This is a genomic window from Chryseobacterium sp. POL2 (assembly GCF_011058315.1).
In the GTDB taxonomy this organism is placed as follows: Bacteria; Bacteroidota; Bacteroidia; order Flavobacteriales; family Weeksellaceae; genus Soonwooa.
Map to the genome: position 1 here is coordinate 2,568,171 of NZ_CP049298.1, position 19,174 is coordinate 2,587,344.

Consider the following 19,174-nt stretch of genomic DNA (forward strand, 5'->3'; position numbering starts at 1 on the left):
TGAGAAAAGAGTTTTTTGTTTATAATACCGGCGTTGGTGTTATTTTGTAAAAATAAATTTCAAATTTAAAATTAGGATAATTGTCTTGGCATATTTTTCGCTACTTGGCAAAGCCTATTACTATTTGTAACAATATATAGTTTTAAATGACAAATTGTAATATCTAAAAAATGAAATAAACATGAATTGGTTACAACATTTTCTTATACTTTGCTCGGGCGCGAATGTTCATATATTGAAAAAAACACCTTCCGAATGGAACAAATTTGCAGGTATTGGTGGTATCGTTTTGTTCACTGCTGTTTTTGCAAGCTTGTCTGCAGGATATGCTATTTTTACGGTGTTTGATGATGTTTGGATTTCCGTCGGCTTTGGACTTTTATGGGGTTTGATGATTTTCAATCTCGACCGGTACATTGTGTCTTCCATTAAAAAAACTGTTGGCTGGTGGCATCAACTTTTGATGACTTTGCCGCGTTTGGCTTTGGCTACTTTTCTAGGTATTATCATTGCAAAACCTTTGGAACTTAAGATTTTTGAGAAAGAAGTTAATAAGCAACTTAACACGATTATCCAGAGAAATAAAAAACAATTACAAGCCGAGATGAGTGGGCGCATTCTTCAACAATCTGGCCCTTTTGACACCGAGAAAAAAGAAATTGCCGATAAATTAAAAACCTATCAAATCGCTTATGATTCTGCGGCTGTAGAATTGGAGAAAGAAATCCTCGGAACAAAAACTGGGCTTACCAGCGGAAAAGAAGGTTATGGACCTAATGCCAAGCGAAAAGCAGAGTTGAAAGAGCAACGCCGCCAAGATCTTGAAAATTATCAAAAACAAATGGCGCCAAGATTGGATTATCTGGACAAAGAAATTTCGAAAGTCTATACGAATCTAGAAACTGAACGAAAAAGTACCGAAACCTTTGAGGATAAATTCAATGGTTTTGCAGCGCGGTTACAAGCTTTGGATGAGCTGGGGAAAAACTCAGCAATTATCGCTTTAGCAGCCAGTTTTATTATGGGAATGTTTATCTGTCTGGAAATTTCGCCAGTTTTGATAAAGCTGATTTCGAATGTTGGACCTTACGACTATCTTTTAGAAAAAACTGAAAATGAGTTTAAACTCTATGCTAAAGAAAAAATTGAAAAAGGAAATTCTTTGACCGATCATAGAATCCGTGATTTTAAAGAAGAATTGGATGAGAAAAAAGTAAAACCACAAAATGATAATTCTCCCGAAGCTTAATCTATTTAAAATATAAAATAATTTGAAAATTATCAAGAAGAATTAAAAAGATTCTAGGTTCTATAAATAAAACTATATATTTGTCTTCCTAATTTTAAAAATTTATACTTATGAAAAGAATTTTATCTTTTTCTTTAACAGCCGTTATGGCATTTACTGCTTACTCACAGGAATTATGGAGCGATAATTTCGAGTCTTACAATATCGGAAATCTCGGTACACAAGGAGGCTGGCAAAATGATGGCGTTACCGCAAGTTGGACAAAAGTTGCAAATATTGATGCAGCACACGGAAAGTCTTTTCAGTTAGCTAGTCCATCTTCTAACTCGGATGGTGCTTGGAAATTTCGAGAATTTGATCCTGCTGCAAGAACAGAAGGTAATGATATTTTTGTTGTAGAATATGACTATTACACAGGAACTAACGGAACAGATGCTGTTGGAGCTGTACAAATTTATAATACTGATGACGGGTATGCTACTCTCATGGAAATAGGTTATAGTGATGGCGCTTTGTATTTGGCTGATTCTTTTGACGGAATTTATTTAGATGAAAATGCAAGTCCTAATACTTGGTATCACATCAAAGTTGCTTTTGATTCTAGTACAGGAGAAATTAAAGCACGTGTAAACAATGGTGAAGTGTTGACTTATGATGGTTATAGTGCTGGTTATTATCCAAACGAATTCGATGTTTTAATGGTTGGTGCGACTACTGCAGGTTTTGATAATATTTCTGTAACAGCAACTGCAACAGATCCTTTCTTAGCTGTATCTAATGTTTCTAAAAAATCTTTTGTAAGCGTTTATCCAAATCCTACAGCAGATGTTGTTAACATTAAATCTGATAAAAAAGTAGCATCTGTTTCTATCTATGATGCTGCTGGAAAAGTTGTGAAAACGACCGTAGAAACTTCTATCAACGTAGAAAACTTAGCTAATGGTTCTTATATTGTTAATATTAATTATGTTGACGGTTCTAAAGAATCTACTAAAGTTATCAAAAAATAATTTTTTAGAATTGTAGATATTAAGAGGTTATTTCAGAAGTTGAAAATCATTGGATTTTGTCATTACCACAATCTCTTTTTATCATTTTTTAAACAAATAAAAACTCCGAAGTTTCTAAAAGCTTCGGAGTTTGTTTTATAAGAAATTCTTTTATAAAGAATAGTTAGGCGCTTCTTGCGTAATAATCACATCATGAGGATGAGATTCTTTCAATCCACTTCCTGTGATCATTACCATTTTTGAATCTTTCTGTAAGGCTTCAATATCTTTCGCGCCACAATAACCCATTCCAGCTCGAAGACCTCCCGTTAATTGGAAGATAACATCTTCTAATTTTCCTTTGTAAGGTACGCGTCCTTCGATACCTTCTGGAACAAATTTTTTAGCTTCACTTTGGAAATAACGTTCTTTACCACCACGCTTCATTGCTGAAAGACTTCCCATACCTTGATAAGATTTGAAGGTTCTGCCCTGGAAGATGATTTCTTCGCCTGGTGCTTCTTCAGTTCCTGCCAAAAGAGATCCTAGCATTACAGCACTTGCGCCACTTGCGATGGCTTTTACAATATCACCCGAAAGTTTGATACCGCCATCAGCGATAACCGCAACATTTTTCTTTTTAGCATATTCATATACATTGTAAATTGCAGACAATTGAGGTACACCTACGCCAGCAACAACTCGTGTTGTACAGATTGATCCTGGACCAACGCCAACTTTTAGAACATTAGCACCTGCTTTAATTAGATCTTTAGCAGCTTCAGCGGTTACGATATTTCCGCCAACGATGTCCAGAGTAGGATAGGCTTTTCTAATTTCAGCAATCTTGTCCAAAACACCTTTAGAATGTCCGTGTGCCGAATCTATGGCAACAATGTCAACGCCTGCAGCAACCAATGCTTTTACGCGATCCATTGTATCTTCGCCAACGCCAACGCCCGCACCTACGATAAGACGTCCATTTTCATCTTTGTTGGCATTAGGATATTCCATTTGGTTGTCAATATCTTTGATGGTGATAAGACCAACCAATTTATTTTTCTGGTCAACAATCGGTAATTTTTCAACACGATTTTTAAGAAGTATCTCTTTCGCTTTTTCTAAATTAGTGTCTTTGTCGGATGTGATAAGATTTTCACTTGTCATGATCTCAGCGACTTTCATATCAAGGTTTTCCTGATATTTAACATCACGATTGGTAATAATCCCGATAAGGATACCGTCTGCGTCAACAACGGGAAGTCCAGAGATTTTATATTTGTTCATTAAATCCTTAGCCTGACCTAAAGTATGATCTTTGGAAAGTGTAACGGGATCGGAAATCATGCCATTTTCTGAACGTTTTACGCGGTTAACTTGTCCCGCTTGTTCGGCGATTGTCATATTTTTGTGGATGAAGCCAAGACCGCCAACACGAGCAATGGCAATTGCTAAATCGGCTTCTGTAACCGTGTCCATCGCCGCGGAAACGATTGGCGCATTAAGCGTGATTTTGTCTGTAAGTCTTGATTTTAAAGATACCTGATTCGGTAAGACTTCGGAGTACGAAGGGATGAGAAGAACATCATCAAAAGTGATAGCTTGTTCTACAATTTTGTTGTGAATAGACATTTTTACTTTCTTGCAAAATTAAAGTTTTTTGCTGAATTCTGAAAATCAAGGAATTGATATTAACTAAATTTAATTTTCAATCTGTAAATCAGTCGTCTATATGTTTTTTATCGAATTAATGATCCCTGAGGCTTTATAGATCCCAACGCTTTTCGATGCCTAGATTGTTATAGATAATTTTCAAATGATATTTGACGGTATTTTCGGAAATGAAAAGTTCTGCAGCAATTTCTTTATTTGTTTTTCCTTGTTTTACAAGGTTGATGATGTTTATTTGTCTTTCGGAAAAGTTATAGTTTTCAATGTATTTTTCTTCTTTAGTTTTGGTATTGCTTGCAATTAATTCCAGCTCGTGTCGCATTCGGTTGTTTTCAGACTCAATGAATTTTTTTCGTTGTTTATTAGAAAGATAGAGTCTATAAAGCACGAATGCCAACGCAATTGCAAAAACAAATAGTAAAATAAATAAGAATTTTATTCGCTTTTCGAATTCGATTTCTTTGGTTTTTCTGTTGTCAAGAAGATTTTTGTCTAGGATTGTAAGTTTTCCTCGATAGTTGTTAGCATCGTATTTTGTTGTAATTTCGAGTGCTTTACTTTGGTAGATGTAGGCTTTTTCGTAATCGCCCGATTCGCCGTAAAAGCGGCTTATGGTGTAGTACAAATAATTTTCGTAGATCAACATATTGTATTTCTGCGCATAATACAATCCATTTTGGAAGGCTTCTTCAGCCTTTTTTTTGTCTTTGGTTTGACGCGCAATTTCGAGTGCTTTGATGTAGATGGCGGGAAGATGCTTCGGGCTTTCTTTTTTTAATATCGCGATGGTATTGTTGAGAATGTCTTCGGCGCCTTGCACATCATTATCGCGCATTTTCCATATCGCGAGAACGTTGTTGTAAAAAGCTTTAGTTTCTGGTTCTAAGATAGATACGTCTTTTTTTTCTATTTGTTTTAAGTAAATGTCGGCTTCCTCAAATTTTGAAGTGTCAAAATAGACGAACATCTTTTCGACAAGAATTCTTACTTCTACCAAATCCCGCTCCGCTTGTGTCTTGCTTTCTTTGCCAAAGCTATGCGCCAATTCCAGGTTGCTAAGTATTTCGGGATAGTTGTAGAGTCTTTTTTGCGTAAGTGCTTTTTGCAGATAAGCATTATATTTATCAAAGTTTGTTGATTTACGATCGGTAATTATTTTTTCTAATCTAATAAAAGATTCTTCATAATTAAATTTATCATTAAGACTAGAGATTTCATTATTCAGTTTGGAAGCATCAATGTTATTGGATTTTGAAAACTGAAAGACAACAAGAAAAATAATGAAATATAGAAATTTTGACATGTTTATATTTTTAAACCGGTTGGGGTCAGTAGCTTGATTTTAATGTTTTATTTATTGGATGTTTTGGACCTTTGTATTGGCTGTTAATTTTGCCACTGTTACAATACGAAATGGGTTTGCAATAATACAATCTATTTTTTAGAGCCATAACTTTTATACTGTTGATATATCTGGAAATGTTTTTATATAGCAGGTTGTAATTCGCTTCGGTTATCAATTTCCAGAATGTTATAAATAATTTTAAGATGGTATTTGACAGTGTTTTCAGAAATATGAAGTTGCAAACCAATTTCTTTATTTGTTTTTCCTTTTTTTACAAGCTCGATGATGTCCAATTGTCGCTGACTAAGATTGTAATTGTCAAGGCTGATTTTCTGCTCGCCTTTTTCGTCAAGCGCTTTGGTCAGTTTTTCTAGTTCGCCACGCATGCGGGTGTTTTCTCGTTGTATTAGCTTGTTTTTTTGCTTATTAGATTTGTGTAGTTTGATGAGTACAATTATAAAAGCTGACAAAATAACGATAGAAAACGCAAGAAAATATTGGAGCTTTTTTTGATAATCGCGTTCTAAATTATTACGTTTGTTAATCAAATTTTTTTCTAAAACAGCGAGTTTACCACTCTGGAAAGTTGCATTATATTGTGAAGAAATCTCAACGCCTTGGTTTTCGTAGAGGTAAGCGTTTTTATAATCTTCAAGTGTAAGAAAAAAGTGACTCATCGTGTAATACATCGATATTTTGTAGATAGCCATATTGTATTTATTGGCATAAGCAATTCCTTCATCAAAAGCTTTTTGCGCCATGTCTTTATCTTTGAAATGTTCGGCAAGTCCTATCATTTTGGTGTAGATTAAAGGAAGATGTTTAGGACTTTCAACTTTCAAAATTTTTATAGCATCATCTAGCGTGGCTTTTGCAAGCGTGTATTCTTTATTGATGATTTGCGTTACCGCAACAGCGCTGAGGTAAAATGCATGCGTTTCTGGGTCTAATAGATTGAGGTTTTTTGTGGCTAAAATGTTGATGAGTTTTTCAGCTTGAGCATAAGATCGAGAATCAAATTCAACAAACATTTTTTCAGTCAATATTCGTACTTCAGCTGCTTCTTCGAAATCGGTATTTTTGGCTTCTTCCATCGCGTAGCCAAGATTTTCTAAAACTTCGGGATAATTATACAATCTTTTATAAGTTAAAGCTTTCTGCAAATGAGCATTGTACAAATCCTGTTGGCTTGCTTTTTTATTATTAAGAATATTTTCGAGCTTTACAATAGATTCTTCATATTTGTATCGATCATTAAGCTCTGATATTTCATGATGAAGCTTAATAGGATCAACCAGTTGCGCATGAATATTAAAACTAAAATTAAAGAGAAATAGAATGAATAGAAATTTATTCATTTTAAAAGTTTTCGAATTAGTTAATTTTTTTTGATTTGAACACGTTAATAATTTCATTATCATGAAATTATTCGCTAAAATAAAAAATTATAATTAAAAGATTTATATAATCATATATGATTTAAAACCGACTAACAATTCCCCAATGGATTTTGGTTTCTGCAAATTTGAAAGGAACCCCGAATTGGCTACCATTTGAGATTTGAAAACTCATTAGCCCAACAGGCAAAAAGAAGTTGAAGCCAAGTCCAAAACTATACAGACTCGGACTGACATTTAAGGCCTTGTTCGACATGCTTCCATATTGCGCGAAAATATCAAAAAACGCTTGGTCGTTCACGAGATATCGGTATTCTGCGCCAGCAAAAGCATAAAAATCGCTAATCAAACTTAGTTCGTTAAAACCCCGAAAAGAATTCCATCCTCCAAATCTAAAAAGCTCATTGACCGATAAATCATTCTTGGCAGAAAGTAAGGCCGATTCTGCTTTTAAATTAAGATAATGGTTGCCACTTAGATGCAAGTTGTGTTTGCCAGTTACAAAATATCTTAGTTGATTAACGGACAAATTGGTCTTGTCATAAGTGCTTTTAATAAAGTCAAATTCCGCACGAATATGGGTGTTGTACAAAAACAACGGAATCTCACTTCCTGTTTGATATTGGTACCAAAGTCCAACGCCTTTCTTGGTGAAATCCTGCGCCTGTGTGTACAAAGAATCCAAAACTGCAGAACTTTCAAACGTGCCACGAAGACCTATTTTTTGATTTTGTGAAAGATGCAAATACAACGACGGACGGAATTTTACACTGGCAAAAGTCGAGTCTTGTCGGTAAATATTAACCCCAAAATTAACCCCAACATTCGAGTTGAAAACATACGGAATATCGGTTTGCAAATCAAAAGTCTGTCCACGATCTGGATTGCGCTGCCAATAAAGACCAATGCTTTCAAAACCATTAAACATATTGCGAAGCGCTACATTAATCGTTCCGTTGAAGGTGAATTTATCGGATTTGTCATTCCCAAATCCCAGCATGCCGTCAAAATTATTCACTTTTTTCTTTTGTAAAAACAAAAAAATCTGCGTCGAATCTTTCGTGAATAAAGTCTGCGGTGGCTTTTCCAAACTTACAAAATTGTGACCTTGTAAATCTCTGTTAATCGACACAAGGTTGTTGTCATCGTAAATTTTGTTGAGGTAAGTTTTTTCTAGATTTTTAATAAAACGTTTTGGCACGCGCTCGTAACCACGCACCACAAAAGAGTTGATACGGCGCTGTTGCGAGGTATTTACAGAGATTTGGACAGTTGCAACATTGTTTTTAAAATCGACAAACTTGGTTTTAACACGATTGAAGGCAAAACCTTTATTTCTATAATTCTGATTAATCTTTTGTCTTAAAGAATCAAGATTTTTCACGAAAGTTTCTTTTGGATAATTAAGCTCTTTTTGAAGACTATCCGAAAACTTGACTTGCGCTTGGTTAAAGTTTGGACCTTTGTCATAAACGATTTCGGTGCGGTTGTCTTTCTTCTCCACCGATTCTAATTTTGCAAAAAAGTAAGATGTCTGTGCTAGGCTATCCAGAAATTTGACTGCGGCAGTAGAATCTTTCACCATGTTTTTTTTCTGAGAATCTTTGTCAATTAGCCAAAAGTCTTTTTGCTGCGCTTGTAAAAAGGCAGTAGAAAAAATCATGACAAGGTAAAGAATCGCTTTCAACATCAATAGTGTCCGACATTAATGTAACAGAAATTACTTTAGATTATTGTATTTCTTCATCAGATGTTCATAGATGTTTTGTGGAAGAATCCACTTCAGCGGAACACCTATTTTTTGTCCAAATGCGCCAAAATAATAATGGGCTTTCCATCTATTTTTTTTTAGAAGTTGGTCGATATATTCGGCCACTTCTTGCGGGTCGTTACCTTGGTCAACATGCGCATTCATCAAAGAATAAACTTTTTCAAAAATCCCTTGATATGGTGTGGATACATTGGTTTTGATACGATTGTCAGCGATATTGGTTTTAATATCACCAAGGTGTAGACTGCAAACTTGGACGTTCCATTGGTCAACTTCGTAACGCATCGCTTCCGTCACTTTATCGAGCGCTGCTTTTGATGCCGAATAAAATCCTCGAAAAGGCAATCCCATTTCGCTGCCAATACTCGATATATTAATGATTTGTCCAGATTTTTGATGACGCATACTAGGCATTATGGCACTCATCATTTGGACGCTTCCCACAAGATTTAGGTTAAAAAGCTTTAGGATTTCCTCTTGGTTAGAATCTTCTACAGCGCCCACCATGCCCATTCCAGCATTGTTAATCAAAACGTCAATTTTGTTCTCGACTTCCAGGATTTTTGCAACTGCAGATTTCACCGCGTCATTATCTGTCACATTTGTTGGGATACATTCAAAATAAGGGCTTTCGGTCAATTTTCGGCTAAGTCCAAAAACCCGATGTCCTTGTTTTCCGAAATATTCCGCAAGCGCCCAGCCAATACCTGTTGAGCTTCCTGTGATGACGATTGTATTTTTCATTTTTAAAAATTCATTTTTTTGAAGCAGGAAAAATTCCCATTCTTAGAAGATATACGCCCGCTGTCCGCTGTATCTTTATTGTTCGCTCGGTCGGCTCCGCTATCGCTCCGCCGCCTCACTCACAACAAAGGATGTCGCTTCCATCGGGGCTAGGTTATAGTTTCTAGCTTTGTTGGACTATATTTTTCGCGTTACTTTAGCAAAATCCAGCCAAAATTCAGGATAGGATTTTTCAACCACTTGCTCGTCTAGGATTTCAATATCGCGATCCAAAGCAACGGGCGCAAAAGCCATTGCCATACGATGATCGTTGTAGGTTTCTATCACAGGCAATTCCTCAACATCTGAGAAAGAAATAGACTGTATGCTATCTTCTTCAATCTCGGTTTCAACGCCAATTTTACGAAGTTCGTTTTGTAAAGCAACCAGGCGGTCTGTTTCTTTAACCTTCAATGTCTGCAGTCCCGAAACATAAAATGGAATTTTCAAAACCGAAGCGGTCACACAAAGTGTTTGTGCAATGTCTGGACAATCGTTCATGTCGAGCGAAATTAGTTCAGGTTTTTTATAATGCACATCTGGCATCAAAGTAATGCTGTTTTCTGCAAAATCCGAAAGTGTGTCGATTCCAAAATGTTTCCAGTACAATTCTTTTATATGACTGTCGCCTTGCAAAGACAAGGTTTTAAAACTTTTAAGGTGAATGGTTTTGCGACCAATTGCTGCCAAAGCATAAAAATAGGATGCCGATGACCAATCGCTTTCCACTTCATAATATTCTGTTCTTAAGCTACCAGAATGGTGATCGATAGAAATTATTTGTCCTTTTATAGAAGCTTCAATTCCGATACTTCGCAGGATCGATAAGGTCATCTCCAGATAAGGCCGCGATGTTATTTCTCCAACGAGATTTATATGAAGACCATGTTGTAATTTGGAACCAATTAACATCAAAGAGGTGATGAATTGACTTGAGATGTTGGCAGGGATTTCAACCGTATTTTTGCTTAAGTTTTGTCCTGTAATTTTTAAAGGTGGAAAACCATATTCTTCCAAATAGTCAATCTCAGCGCCAAGACTTTGCAAAGCAGCAACCAAATCTTTTATAGGACGTTGTTTCATTCTGCTAGATCCTGTCAACGTCACTGTTCTTCCTGCTTGGATTGAAAAGTAAGACGTCAAAAAGCGCATGGCAGTTCCCGCATGATGAATGTCGATAAGATTGTTTGCGCTGTTAAGAGCGGTTTTCAGAAGTTGTGTGTCTTGGGAGTTCGACAAGTTGAGAATATCAATATTATTGAACAGTTGGGCTAAAATCAAAAGACGGTTCGAAATGCTTTTCGAACCGGTAATTTGTATCTGTTGCCCATCAATAAGTTGAGACTTTTTTAATAGCATAAAAGCTTATTTTAATTTATCATTTTGCGCGTGACGTTCCGCGTCGCGCTCGGTTTTTATTTTCATTTTTTTATCAAAAGCAGATTGCAAGTCAACACCCGTTTGGTTGGCCAAACATAAGGTTACAAACAATACATCTGCCAGCTCTTCGCCAAGATCTTTGGATTTGTCGGATTCTTTTTCACTTTGTTCACCGTAACGTCGGGCAATAATTCTCGCGACTTCGCCAACTTCTTCGGTCAGCATCGCCATATTGGTTAGCTCATTGAAATAACGAACGCCAACAGTTTTTATCCAAGCATCAACTTCTTGTTGAAGTGTTGTGATTTCCATTTTGGTCTTAACATTTAAAATTCGTAAGCGCCGATGGTTGACGGATTTTTTCTTGCTACGCCTACAATATCCATGGTGTTTCCAGGAATTGAAACGCCTTTTCCGATTGCGCCAGAACCTTCTTTAACTCTTAAATTCATTTTTTGGATGTAATAATTTGCGAATTTTGGTTCGATATTTTTTATGGAATTTTGGATTTTGTTATTATTCTCAAATGTATATCCCGCGTTGTCACCATATTTTATCAAACAGTTTGAAATGTTGTAATCGAAAATCTGTCCTGGTTTTGGCGCAAATAATATTGCATTTATATTGTCATTGTAAGCGATAGAATTGGTCATTTTAAAATTAAGCGGTCCTTCGTAGTTTTGTCCGCCATTGCTCCAAGAGTTGCTCGCATAAATGCTGTATGCAGATAATGCACCATTAAGATCCCAATAATTAGCAAATGTGCTATAGGTTAAATTATAATTTCCTCCTTTGAAAATTGCTAAATCTGCTTCTCCACAATTGTTCATCACAAGATTATTGGTTGTTAAATTGGCGCCAATAGCATATATCCCGAAACTTTGGAACGTGTGAATGATCGTATTTGTTATCGTGGCATCGTTATCTTGTAATTGCAAACCAACATTTCCGCCATAGACTTTGGCGTAATTCATGTGTAATTGGGAGGACTCTTCCATACGTATTCCGTTCCAGTTGGCAGGTAGTGTGTCGTATCGTGCATCGTTGCGATCGCCTCGGAAAGTCACTTCATGGTTTAGTTCGCCCTTCACTTCTAGCGTTGCGCTTTTAGAAATATTAAGTCCACTTTTTTTATGGAAATATACTTTTGTTCCTTTTTCTACAGTCAGTTTTTTTCCTTCGGCAAGCGTTAAATCACCAAATATAATTTTAGCTTTATTATTGTTCCATGTGGTGTCGTCGCTGAGAATATTTGGGTTGCTATCTGACTGGATAAAATATTCAGCATCTTGAACGACCGAGAAAAGTGTAACTTTCTGTTCGCCTGCAGCGGTCTGGAAAACCACTTTGTCTTCAGCAATGGCTTCTGGCGCGTTGGCAACGGGTGCAATTTCCACGAAAACATAAAGGCTATCGTTTTTTCGCAAAGGGACATTTTTAAAATCTGTGCCCGGACGCCCATCTACATTGATTCGGTATAAAGAAGCATTCCCACTTTCTAGATAGATTCTTGGGATTTGGACATCTTTGTTTTCTTTGTTATAAACTTTAACAGCATAGGTTTCGGACCGCATTTGGTTGTACACAGTATCACAGAATACAGTATCAGCAGAAAATCTTAAAGATTGTGCAGGTTCTTCGAAAGAAATATCATCATTTTTACAAGAAAATAAAAATAAAGCAGACCAAAAGGCTAATCCCAAAAGTACTCGTAGTTTCATCAATTTTTTTTAAGTGTTTCAAAACTACAATATTTTTTTATTTCATTCAATGCTAATTGTCTTAAAAGTGTAATATTGACCAAAATCACTAACTAACGTTTGTTAGCGTCGTCGATTTTTTTATATTTGTAATAACCTAATCACAAGATGCTTTTTTGGGGAATGGCCTTTAGCATTTATCTTTTTTATTGCTTTCCCAAAATCATCTTAACCAATCGAAATATATAGCAGACCGTAAAAATGGAAGTTACTCAGCCAAAAAGAAATATCAATGAAAGCAACTTAGAAGATTTTCTTAAAAACGCATACAAGTTAATGTTTACCGCAAAAAGCTTGTCGGATTTGTATGAAGAAGAAAAAAGAATTGCTTCAAAATATGTACATGCAACCTCTCGCGGTCACGAAGCTATCCAGTTAGCCCTTGGTCTTCAGTTGTTGCCTCAGGATTTTTTAAGCGCTTATTACCGCGACGACAGTATTTTGTTGGGCATCGGGATTACACCTTACGAGTTGATGTTGCAACTTCTTGCAAAACGAGACGATCCTTTTTCTGGAGGAAGAACTTACTATTCTCACCCAAGTCTTAACCGAGATGACATGCCAAAAATTCCACACCAAAGTAGTGCGACAGGTATGCAGGCGATTCCTACAACAGGCGTTGCAATGGGACTTAAGTACAAAGAAGAACTAGGACTTACAAAAGATTTTAAAGACAAACCAATTGCTGTGTGTTCTTTGGGAGATGCGAGTTGCACCGAAGGTGAAGTTGCAGAAGCTTTCCAAATGGCAGCGCTTAAGCAGCTTCCTATTTTGTATTTGGTGCAAGATAATGAATGGGATATTTCCGCGCACGCTTCAGAAATCCGCGCGCAAGATATGTCAAAATATATCCAAGGTTTCGAAGGAATTGAAGCGAGAACTATTGACGGAACAGATTTTATTAAATCTTACGAAACAGTAAAAGAATGTATCCGCATCATTCGTGAAGAACGTCGCCCGATGTTGATACATGCCAAAGTTCCATTGTTAAATCACCATACTTCTGGCGTAAGAAAAGAGTGGTATCGCGATGATCTTGAAGAAGCAGCAACAAGAGATCCACTTCCTAAATTAAGAGCAAAACTTTCAGAATTCGGTATTGAAGATTCTGAAGTTGAGATATTAGAACAAGAAATTCAAAAATCTGTTCGCGAAGATTACGAACGTGCTTTATTGGCAGAAGATCCGCGACCAGAAGATTTGTTTACGCATGATTTTGTGCCAACGCCAATTACCGAAGAAAAAGGAATTCGTGAGCCCGAAGGTAAAATCCCAACCGTGATGGTGGATTGCGCATTGTTTGCCATTCGAGAATTGATGTCAAAACATCCCGAAGCCTTGTTGTATGGACAAGATGTAGGGGCAAGATTGGGCGGTGTTTTCCGTGAAGCCATTACATTGGCGGGACAATTTGGAGACAAAAGAGTTTTCAATACACCGATTCAAGAGGCCTTTATCATTGGTTCTACTGTTGGGATGAGCGCAGTTGGACTTAAGCCAATTGTTGAGGTTCAGTTTGCTGATTATATTTGGCCAGGACTTAACCAGTTATTTACTGAAGTGGCAAGAAGTTGTTATTTGTCCAACGGAAAATGGCCTGTGTCAATGATTCTTCGTGTGCCTATTGGTGCTTATGGAAGTGGAGGGCCTTATCACTCGAGTTCGGTGGAAAGTGTTTTAACAAATATTAAAGGTATAAAAATAGCGTATCCCTCAACAGGAGCCGATCTTAAAGCTTTGATAAAAGCAGCTTATTACGACCCGAATCCTGTGGTGATGCTAGAGCACAAAGGTCTTTATTGGTCCAAAATTGAAGGAACCGAAGAAGCTAAAACTATTGAGCCAGACGAAGATTACATCATTCCATTTGGGAAAGCGCGCGAAGTTCTTTTGGCAGAAGCCAATGATAACGAATCTACTTTAACGATTATCACCTACGGAATGGGTGTTTATTGGGCGAGCAATGCCGCAAAAAGTTTCGACCGTCGCGTAGAAATTATCGATCTTAGAACTTTGGCACCGCTTGACGAAAACCGAATTTTTGAAAGCGTTAAAAAACATAATCGTTGTATGGTTTTAACAGAAGAACCTGTTAATAATTCTTTTGCACAAAGTATTGCAGCGAGAATTTCTGACGAATGTTTCCGATTTTTAGATGCGCCTGTTAAAGTAATTGGTGCCGAAAATATGCCGGCCATTCCACTTAATTCAGTTTTGGAAGAACGCATGCTTCCCAATGCGGAGAAAGTGAAATTGGAAATCGAAAAGCTTTTAAATTATTAAAATGGCTCCGCTAAGAACTAAAATAAATAAAAAAGAACTCATACTCACAGAGGCTGCGAAGCTTTTTAAAGATCGGGGTTTTGGAGGAACGGGTATGCGTGATATTGCCGAAAAAGTAGGTATGGAAGCGGCATCAATGTACAATCACATCAAATCAAAAGATGAGATTTTAGAACTGATTTGTTTTAAAATTGCAGATGCTTATACCACACAATTGTCCGAGATTGAAGCTTTGGAAGAAAGTTTTCAGGACAAACTGAAAATGATTATAAAACTTCACGTCGAATTAATAATAAACGATGCCGCAGCGGTTTCGGTAGCCAATAACGATTGGAAATACCTTCGTGACGAGAAAAAACAAGAATACAAAAGCATCAGAAAATCTTACGAAAGAAGTTTTGCAAATGTTTTGGAACAAGGGATGGAAACAAGCGAATTCAAAACCATCAATGTTTCTGTCGCTTTGTTCACGATTTTATCATCATTGCGCTGGATAGAGCTTTGGTACAAGCCAAGCCGTAACATCAGCGCCGACGAGTTGGAAGAAGAGCTTTCAACTATATTACTTAACGGAATTAATATTTAATTATAATGTCAACAACTTTTCATCCTCTTAAAATCAAAAAAATAAAACGCGAAACGCCAGAATGTGTGTCGGTGAGTTTTGACGTGCCGGAGGACTTAAAAGACACTTTCAAATTCACACAAGGTCAATATTTAACCTTCAAAGGTCAAAGCAATGGTGAAGAAATTAGACGCTCTTATTCCATTTGTGCCAGCCCTTGTGAAAACGAATTAAAAGTGGCGGTGAAGAAGATTGCTGATGGCGCTTTTTCCACTTACATCAACGACGCAGCAAAAGAAGGTGATGTGTTGGAAGTCATGACGCCACAAGGTACTTTTTTTACAACACTAAATTCTGACCATGAAAAGACTTATGTCGCTTTTGCAGCAGGAAGTGGTATTACACCCGTAATGTCGATTATAAAATCGGTGCTAAAAAACGAACCTAATAGCCAATTTGTGTTAGTGTATGGCAATCGTAACAAAGCCAATATCATTTTCAAAGAGGACATTGAAGCGCTCAAAAATATCTATATGGAGCGTCTTAGTGTTTATCATATTCTAAGTCGTGAGATTGCAGATGCCGACTTGTTAGCTGGAAGAATCAATGCAGAAAAAGCGCAACTGTTTTTGGATAACATCATTCCAGCAAATACAATAGATGAGGTCTTTTTGTGTGGGCCAGAAGAGATGATCCTTAGTGTGAGAGATACGCTGAAAAACGCAGGTGTTGACGCTAAGAAAATTCACTTCGAGTTATTCTACAGCGCAACATCCGAGCAAAAGAAGAAAGAACATGCACAGGCAGTTAATCATGCAGATGATCAATACAGCAAAGTCACTGTTAAGCTGGATGCATCAGCGCTCAATTTGGACTTGGCTTATCATGGACAGACAATTCTCGATGCCGCTTTACAAAATGGAGCAGACCTTCCTTTTGCATGTAAAGGTGGCGTTTGTGCAACATGTAAGTGCAAGCTAGAAAAGGGAGAAGTAGAGATGGATATCAACTACTCGCTAGAACAAGACGAGCTGGATGCAGGATTTATTTTGTCCTGCCAGGCGCATCCACGTTCGGAAGAAGTCGTTGTTAATTTCGATATTAAATAAAATAAAAATTATGGCAGCTGTATCCGCCTTCCGCTCCCAATCTTTTTGGAGATATCTTCGCTTTCGCTCGGGCATCTCCAAAAAGGATTTCCGCTCAAGTCGGGCTGCAACAACCAAGCTGTACAACTTCTGTTAAATTATAACTTATGGACACAACAGAAATCAATTTGGAACAACATTTCCAAAGCAAAATAGACAAAGAAATTCGCATCGAGCCAAAAGATTGGATGCCCGATGCATATCGCAAAACCTTGATTCGTCAGATATCGCAACACGCCCATTCCGAGATTGTCGGGATGTTACCCGAAGCCAATTGGATTACACGTGCACCGAGCCTTAATCGTAAAAAGATACTTTTAGCAAAAGTCCAAGACGAAGGAGGACACGGCTTATATCTGTATTGTGCTGCCGAAACCTTAGGCGTTTCTCGCGATCAAATGTTGGCAGATCTGCACTCAGGCAAAGCCAAATATTCTAGTATCTTCAACTATCCCACTTTAACATGGGCAGATATGGGCGCTATTGGCTGGCTGGTAGATGGCGCTGCCATCCTTAACCAAGTGCCTTTGTGTAGAGCATCTTACGGCCCTTATGCCAGAGCCATGGTAAGGATTTGTAAAGAAGAATCCTTTCACCAAAGGCAAGGCTACGAGTTGATGATGAAACTAGCACAAGGCACGCCAGCGCAAAAAGCAATGGCGCAAGATGCCTTCAACCGTTGGTGGTGGCCAACTTTGATGATGTTTGGACCTCGTGATGCGGAATCTGGAAATACCGAGACTTCGATGAACTGGAGAATCAAACGTTTTACCAATGACGAATTAAGACAACGTTTCGTTGATATGACAGTTCCTCAAGCCGAATATTTAGGTTTGACAATTCCAGATCCAGAGCTTAGGTTTAATGAAGAAACCGGCCATTATGAATTCGGTGAAATCGACTGGGACGAGTTCTGGAAAGTGGTGAAAGGTAATGGCATGTGCAACAAAGAAAGATTGGACACACGCCGTACAGCTTTTGACGAAGGCGCTTGGGTGAGAGATGCTGCTACAGCTTATCACGAAAAAAGAAAAAGAAAAACAGTTTAAAAATAAGTACAAAGATTAAAGTCTATTATCTCTAGTCTTTTTGTCTCAAATCTAACAATATTATGCAAAATAAAGAATGGCCACTTTGGGAAGTTTTCATTAGAAGCCGCCAAGGTTTAGATCACAAACACGTAGGAAGTCTTCATGCTGCAGATGCGGAGATGGCTATCCAAAACGCAAGAGATGTTTACACAAGACGATTGGAAGGTGTAAGTATTTGGGTGGTAGAGTCCAAGCATATTACGGCTTCTAGTCCAGATGATGCTGGTGCTTTTTATGAACCCTCGGAAGATAAAGTCTACAGACACCCGACTTTTTATCACGTTCCGGAGGAAATCAAAAATATGTAAAAAGAGTCTTTGCAAACCTGCATGGGTAAGGCTTTAAAAAAGTACGCCTAGACTTGAATTTCACACGTACTTTGGACGAACTTCACACGTGCTTCAAATCTACGGCTGATTTGATAACAAAAATTAAGTATAAATGACAACAAATAATAATACAATCGCTTACCTGCTACAGCTTGCAGACACCAGCATGATTTTGGGACAACGTCTGTCAGAGTGGTGTGGCAAAGGTCCCGTATTGGAGCAAGATATTGCTTTGTCCAATATCGCTTTGGATCTTTTGGGAGAAGCTTCTCATTATTACCAATATGCGGCAGAATTTCAGGGAGAAGGAAAGACCGAAGATGATTTGGCTTTTCTCCGCAACGAAAGAGAATTTAGAAATCTATTGTTAGTAGAACGGCCTAATGGCCATTTCGGTGATACTATTGCACGTCAGTTCTATTTTGATGTTTACCATGTTTTGTTGCTAAGTGAGTTGAAGAATTCATCAGATATTAATATAGCTTCTATCGCCGAAAAATCTCTTAAAGAAGCAACTTATCATGCCAAATGGAGTGGCGAGTGGATCATTCGTCTTGGAGATGGCACCGAAGAAAGTCATGCTAAAATTCAGAAGTCGGTTCAGGACTTTATCGATTATACAGACGAAATGTTTATTCCAACCTCTTGGGAGCTAGAATTGATAGAAGCTGGGCAAATACCAGATATTCGCTTATTGCAAGAGAAATGGATGACTCGCGTTAATGCGGTTTTAGATGAAGCGACTTTATCTGTTGATGTTTCAAAATCCCGCGTCTTAACAGGGGGCAAAAATGGTGAACATACCGAAGCTTTGGGATATATATTGGCCGAAATGCAATATATGCAACGCATGTATCCAGGGATGGAATGGTAAACTTATTGAACCCCATCGGAGTAGATTCGTAAACATAATTAAAGAAGAAATGACAATCACAGAACAAGATATTTGGCAATATTTAGGAGAAGTACAAGATCCTGAAGTGCCCGTTCTCAATATATTAGATTTGGGAATTGTTCGTGATGTTATTTGGGATGGTGCAGACGTCGAGGTTGTTGTAACGCCAACCTATTCTGGTTGTCCAGCAACATCTATGATTAACATGTCTATTCGATTAAAGCTTGCTGAAAAGGGCTTTGAAAACATAAAAATCACCAACCGATTGAGTCCTGCGTGGACGACAGCTTGGATGACCGATGAAGCCAAAGAGAAGCTGAAAGCTTATGGTATTGCACCGCCTGTATATTCCAAAACCAATCAAGATGATTTGTTTGCAAAGCCCGATGAGGTCGCTTGCCCACATTGCGGATCGACGCATACATCTTTGATTAGTCAGTTTGGGTCAACAGCTTGCAAAGCTTTGTATCAATGCGAAGATTGTCGAGAACCTTTTGATTATTTTAAATGTCATTAAC

17 protein-coding genes are annotated in these 19,174 nt (G+C 37.6%); 9 read left to right on the plus strand and 8 right to left on the minus strand.

Annotation, left to right across the window (positions count from 1 at the left end; genetic code table 11):
* The first annotated feature begins 181 nt into the window (after window positions 1–181).
* Together G6R40_RS11895 and G6R40_RS11900 are read left to right on the plus strand one after the other, a co-directional pair.
* On the plus strand, window positions 182–1,249 hold the full coding sequence (locus tag G6R40_RS11895; protein WP_165135777.1) for a DUF4407 domain-containing protein: 1,068 nt from the start codon (window positions 182–184) through the stop codon (window positions 1,247–1,249).
* Window positions 1,250–1,359: 110 nt separating this feature from the next.
* Window positions 1,360–2,259, plus strand: coding sequence for a T9SS type A sorting domain-containing protein (locus tag G6R40_RS11900; protein WP_165135780.1), 900 nt, complete (start codon window positions 1,360–1,362; stop codon window positions 2,257–2,259).
* Between the two features lie 150 nt (window positions 2,260–2,409).
* Here the strand turns inward: G6R40_RS11900 and guaB are convergent, their stop codons facing one another.
* From guaB to G6R40_RS11940, 8 genes are all read right to left on the minus strand, one after another.
* Window positions 2,410–3,870 carry an IMP dehydrogenase gene (guaB, locus tag G6R40_RS11905; RefSeq protein ID WP_165135783.1) on the minus strand — a complete coding sequence of 487 codons (1,461 nt, stop codon included), beginning with the start codon at window positions 3,868–3,870 and terminating at the stop codon, window positions 2,410–2,412.
* 133 nt (window positions 3,871–4,003) lie between these two features.
* Entirely contained in the window at window positions 4,004–5,212 is a 1,209-nt protein-coding gene (locus G6R40_RS11910) for a helix-turn-helix domain-containing protein (RefSeq protein WP_165135785.1), read from the minus strand.
* 182 nt (window positions 5,213–5,394) lie between these two features.
* On the minus strand, window positions 5,395–6,612 hold the full coding sequence (locus G6R40_RS11915) for a response regulator transcription factor (RefSeq protein ID WP_165135787.1): 1,218 nt from the start codon (window positions 6,610–6,612) through the stop codon (window positions 5,395–5,397).
* 121 nt (window positions 6,613–6,733) lie between these two features.
* Entirely contained in the window at window positions 6,734–8,341 is a 1,608-nt protein-coding gene (locus G6R40_RS11920; protein ID WP_165135790.1) for a hypothetical protein, read from the minus strand.
* A gap of 30 nt (window positions 8,342–8,371) precedes the next feature.
* The gene (locus G6R40_RS11925; RefSeq protein ID WP_165135793.1) at window positions 8,372–9,166 is read right to left on the minus strand and encodes an SDR family oxidoreductase; all 795 of its coding nucleotides are present in this window, start codon (window positions 9,164–9,166) and stop codon (window positions 8,372–8,374) included.
* Window positions 9,167–9,343: 177 nt separating this feature from the next.
* A complete protein-coding gene (locus G6R40_RS11930) occupies window positions 9,344–10,564 on the minus strand; it encodes a 3-phosphoshikimate 1-carboxyvinyltransferase (RefSeq protein WP_165135794.1) in 1,221 nt (406 codons plus the stop codon).
* A 6-nt stretch (window positions 10,565–10,570) separates the two neighbouring features.
* Window positions 10,571–10,897, minus strand: a complete 327-nt coding sequence (locus tag G6R40_RS11935) for a nucleotide pyrophosphohydrolase (RefSeq protein WP_165135795.1) — start codon at window positions 10,895–10,897, stop codon at window positions 10,571–10,573.
* Between the two features lie 14 nt (window positions 10,898–10,911).
* Complete coding sequence (locus G6R40_RS11940) at window positions 10,912–12,306, minus strand: hypothetical protein (protein ID WP_165135796.1); 1,395 nt, start codon at window positions 12,304–12,306, stop codon at window positions 10,912–10,914.
* Between the two features lie 240 nt (window positions 12,307–12,546).
* Between G6R40_RS11940 and G6R40_RS11945 the strand changes: the two genes are divergently transcribed.
* From G6R40_RS11945 to paaD, 7 genes are all read left to right on the plus strand, one after another.
* Entirely contained in the window at window positions 12,547–14,628 is a 2,082-nt protein-coding gene (locus G6R40_RS11945) for a thiamine pyrophosphate-dependent enzyme (protein ID WP_165135797.1), read from the plus strand.
* A gap of 1 nt (window position 14,629) precedes the next feature.
* On the plus strand, window positions 14,630–15,214 hold the full coding sequence (locus G6R40_RS11950) for a TetR/AcrR family transcriptional regulator (RefSeq protein WP_165135798.1): 585 nt from the start codon (window positions 14,630–14,632) through the stop codon (window positions 15,212–15,214).
* A gap of 5 nt (window positions 15,215–15,219) precedes the next feature.
* On the plus strand, window positions 15,220–16,302 hold the full coding sequence (gene paaE / locus G6R40_RS11955) for a 1,2-phenylacetyl-CoA epoxidase subunit PaaE (RefSeq protein ID WP_165135799.1): 1,083 nt from the start codon (window positions 15,220–15,222) through the stop codon (window positions 16,300–16,302).
* A gap of 146 nt (window positions 16,303–16,448) precedes the next feature.
* The gene (gene paaA / locus G6R40_RS11960) at window positions 16,449–17,390 is read left to right on the plus strand and encodes a 1,2-phenylacetyl-CoA epoxidase subunit PaaA (RefSeq protein ID WP_165135800.1); all 942 of its coding nucleotides are present in this window, start codon (window positions 16,449–16,451) and stop codon (window positions 17,388–17,390) included.
* Between the two features lie 62 nt (window positions 17,391–17,452).
* Entirely contained in the window at window positions 17,453–17,740 is a 288-nt protein-coding gene (gene paaB, locus G6R40_RS11965) for a 1,2-phenylacetyl-CoA epoxidase subunit PaaB (protein WP_165135801.1), read from the plus strand.
* 133 nt (window positions 17,741–17,873) lie between these two features.
* Entirely contained in the window at window positions 17,874–18,635 is a 762-nt protein-coding gene (gene paaC, locus G6R40_RS11970; RefSeq protein ID WP_165135802.1) for a 1,2-phenylacetyl-CoA epoxidase subunit PaaC, read from the plus strand.
* A 49-nt stretch (window positions 18,636–18,684) separates the two neighbouring features.
* Window positions 18,685–19,173, plus strand: a complete 489-nt coding sequence (gene paaD, locus G6R40_RS11975; RefSeq protein ID WP_165135804.1) for a 1,2-phenylacetyl-CoA epoxidase subunit PaaD — start codon at window positions 18,685–18,687, stop codon at window positions 19,171–19,173.
* The last annotated feature ends 1 nt before the right edge of the window (window position 19,174 follow it).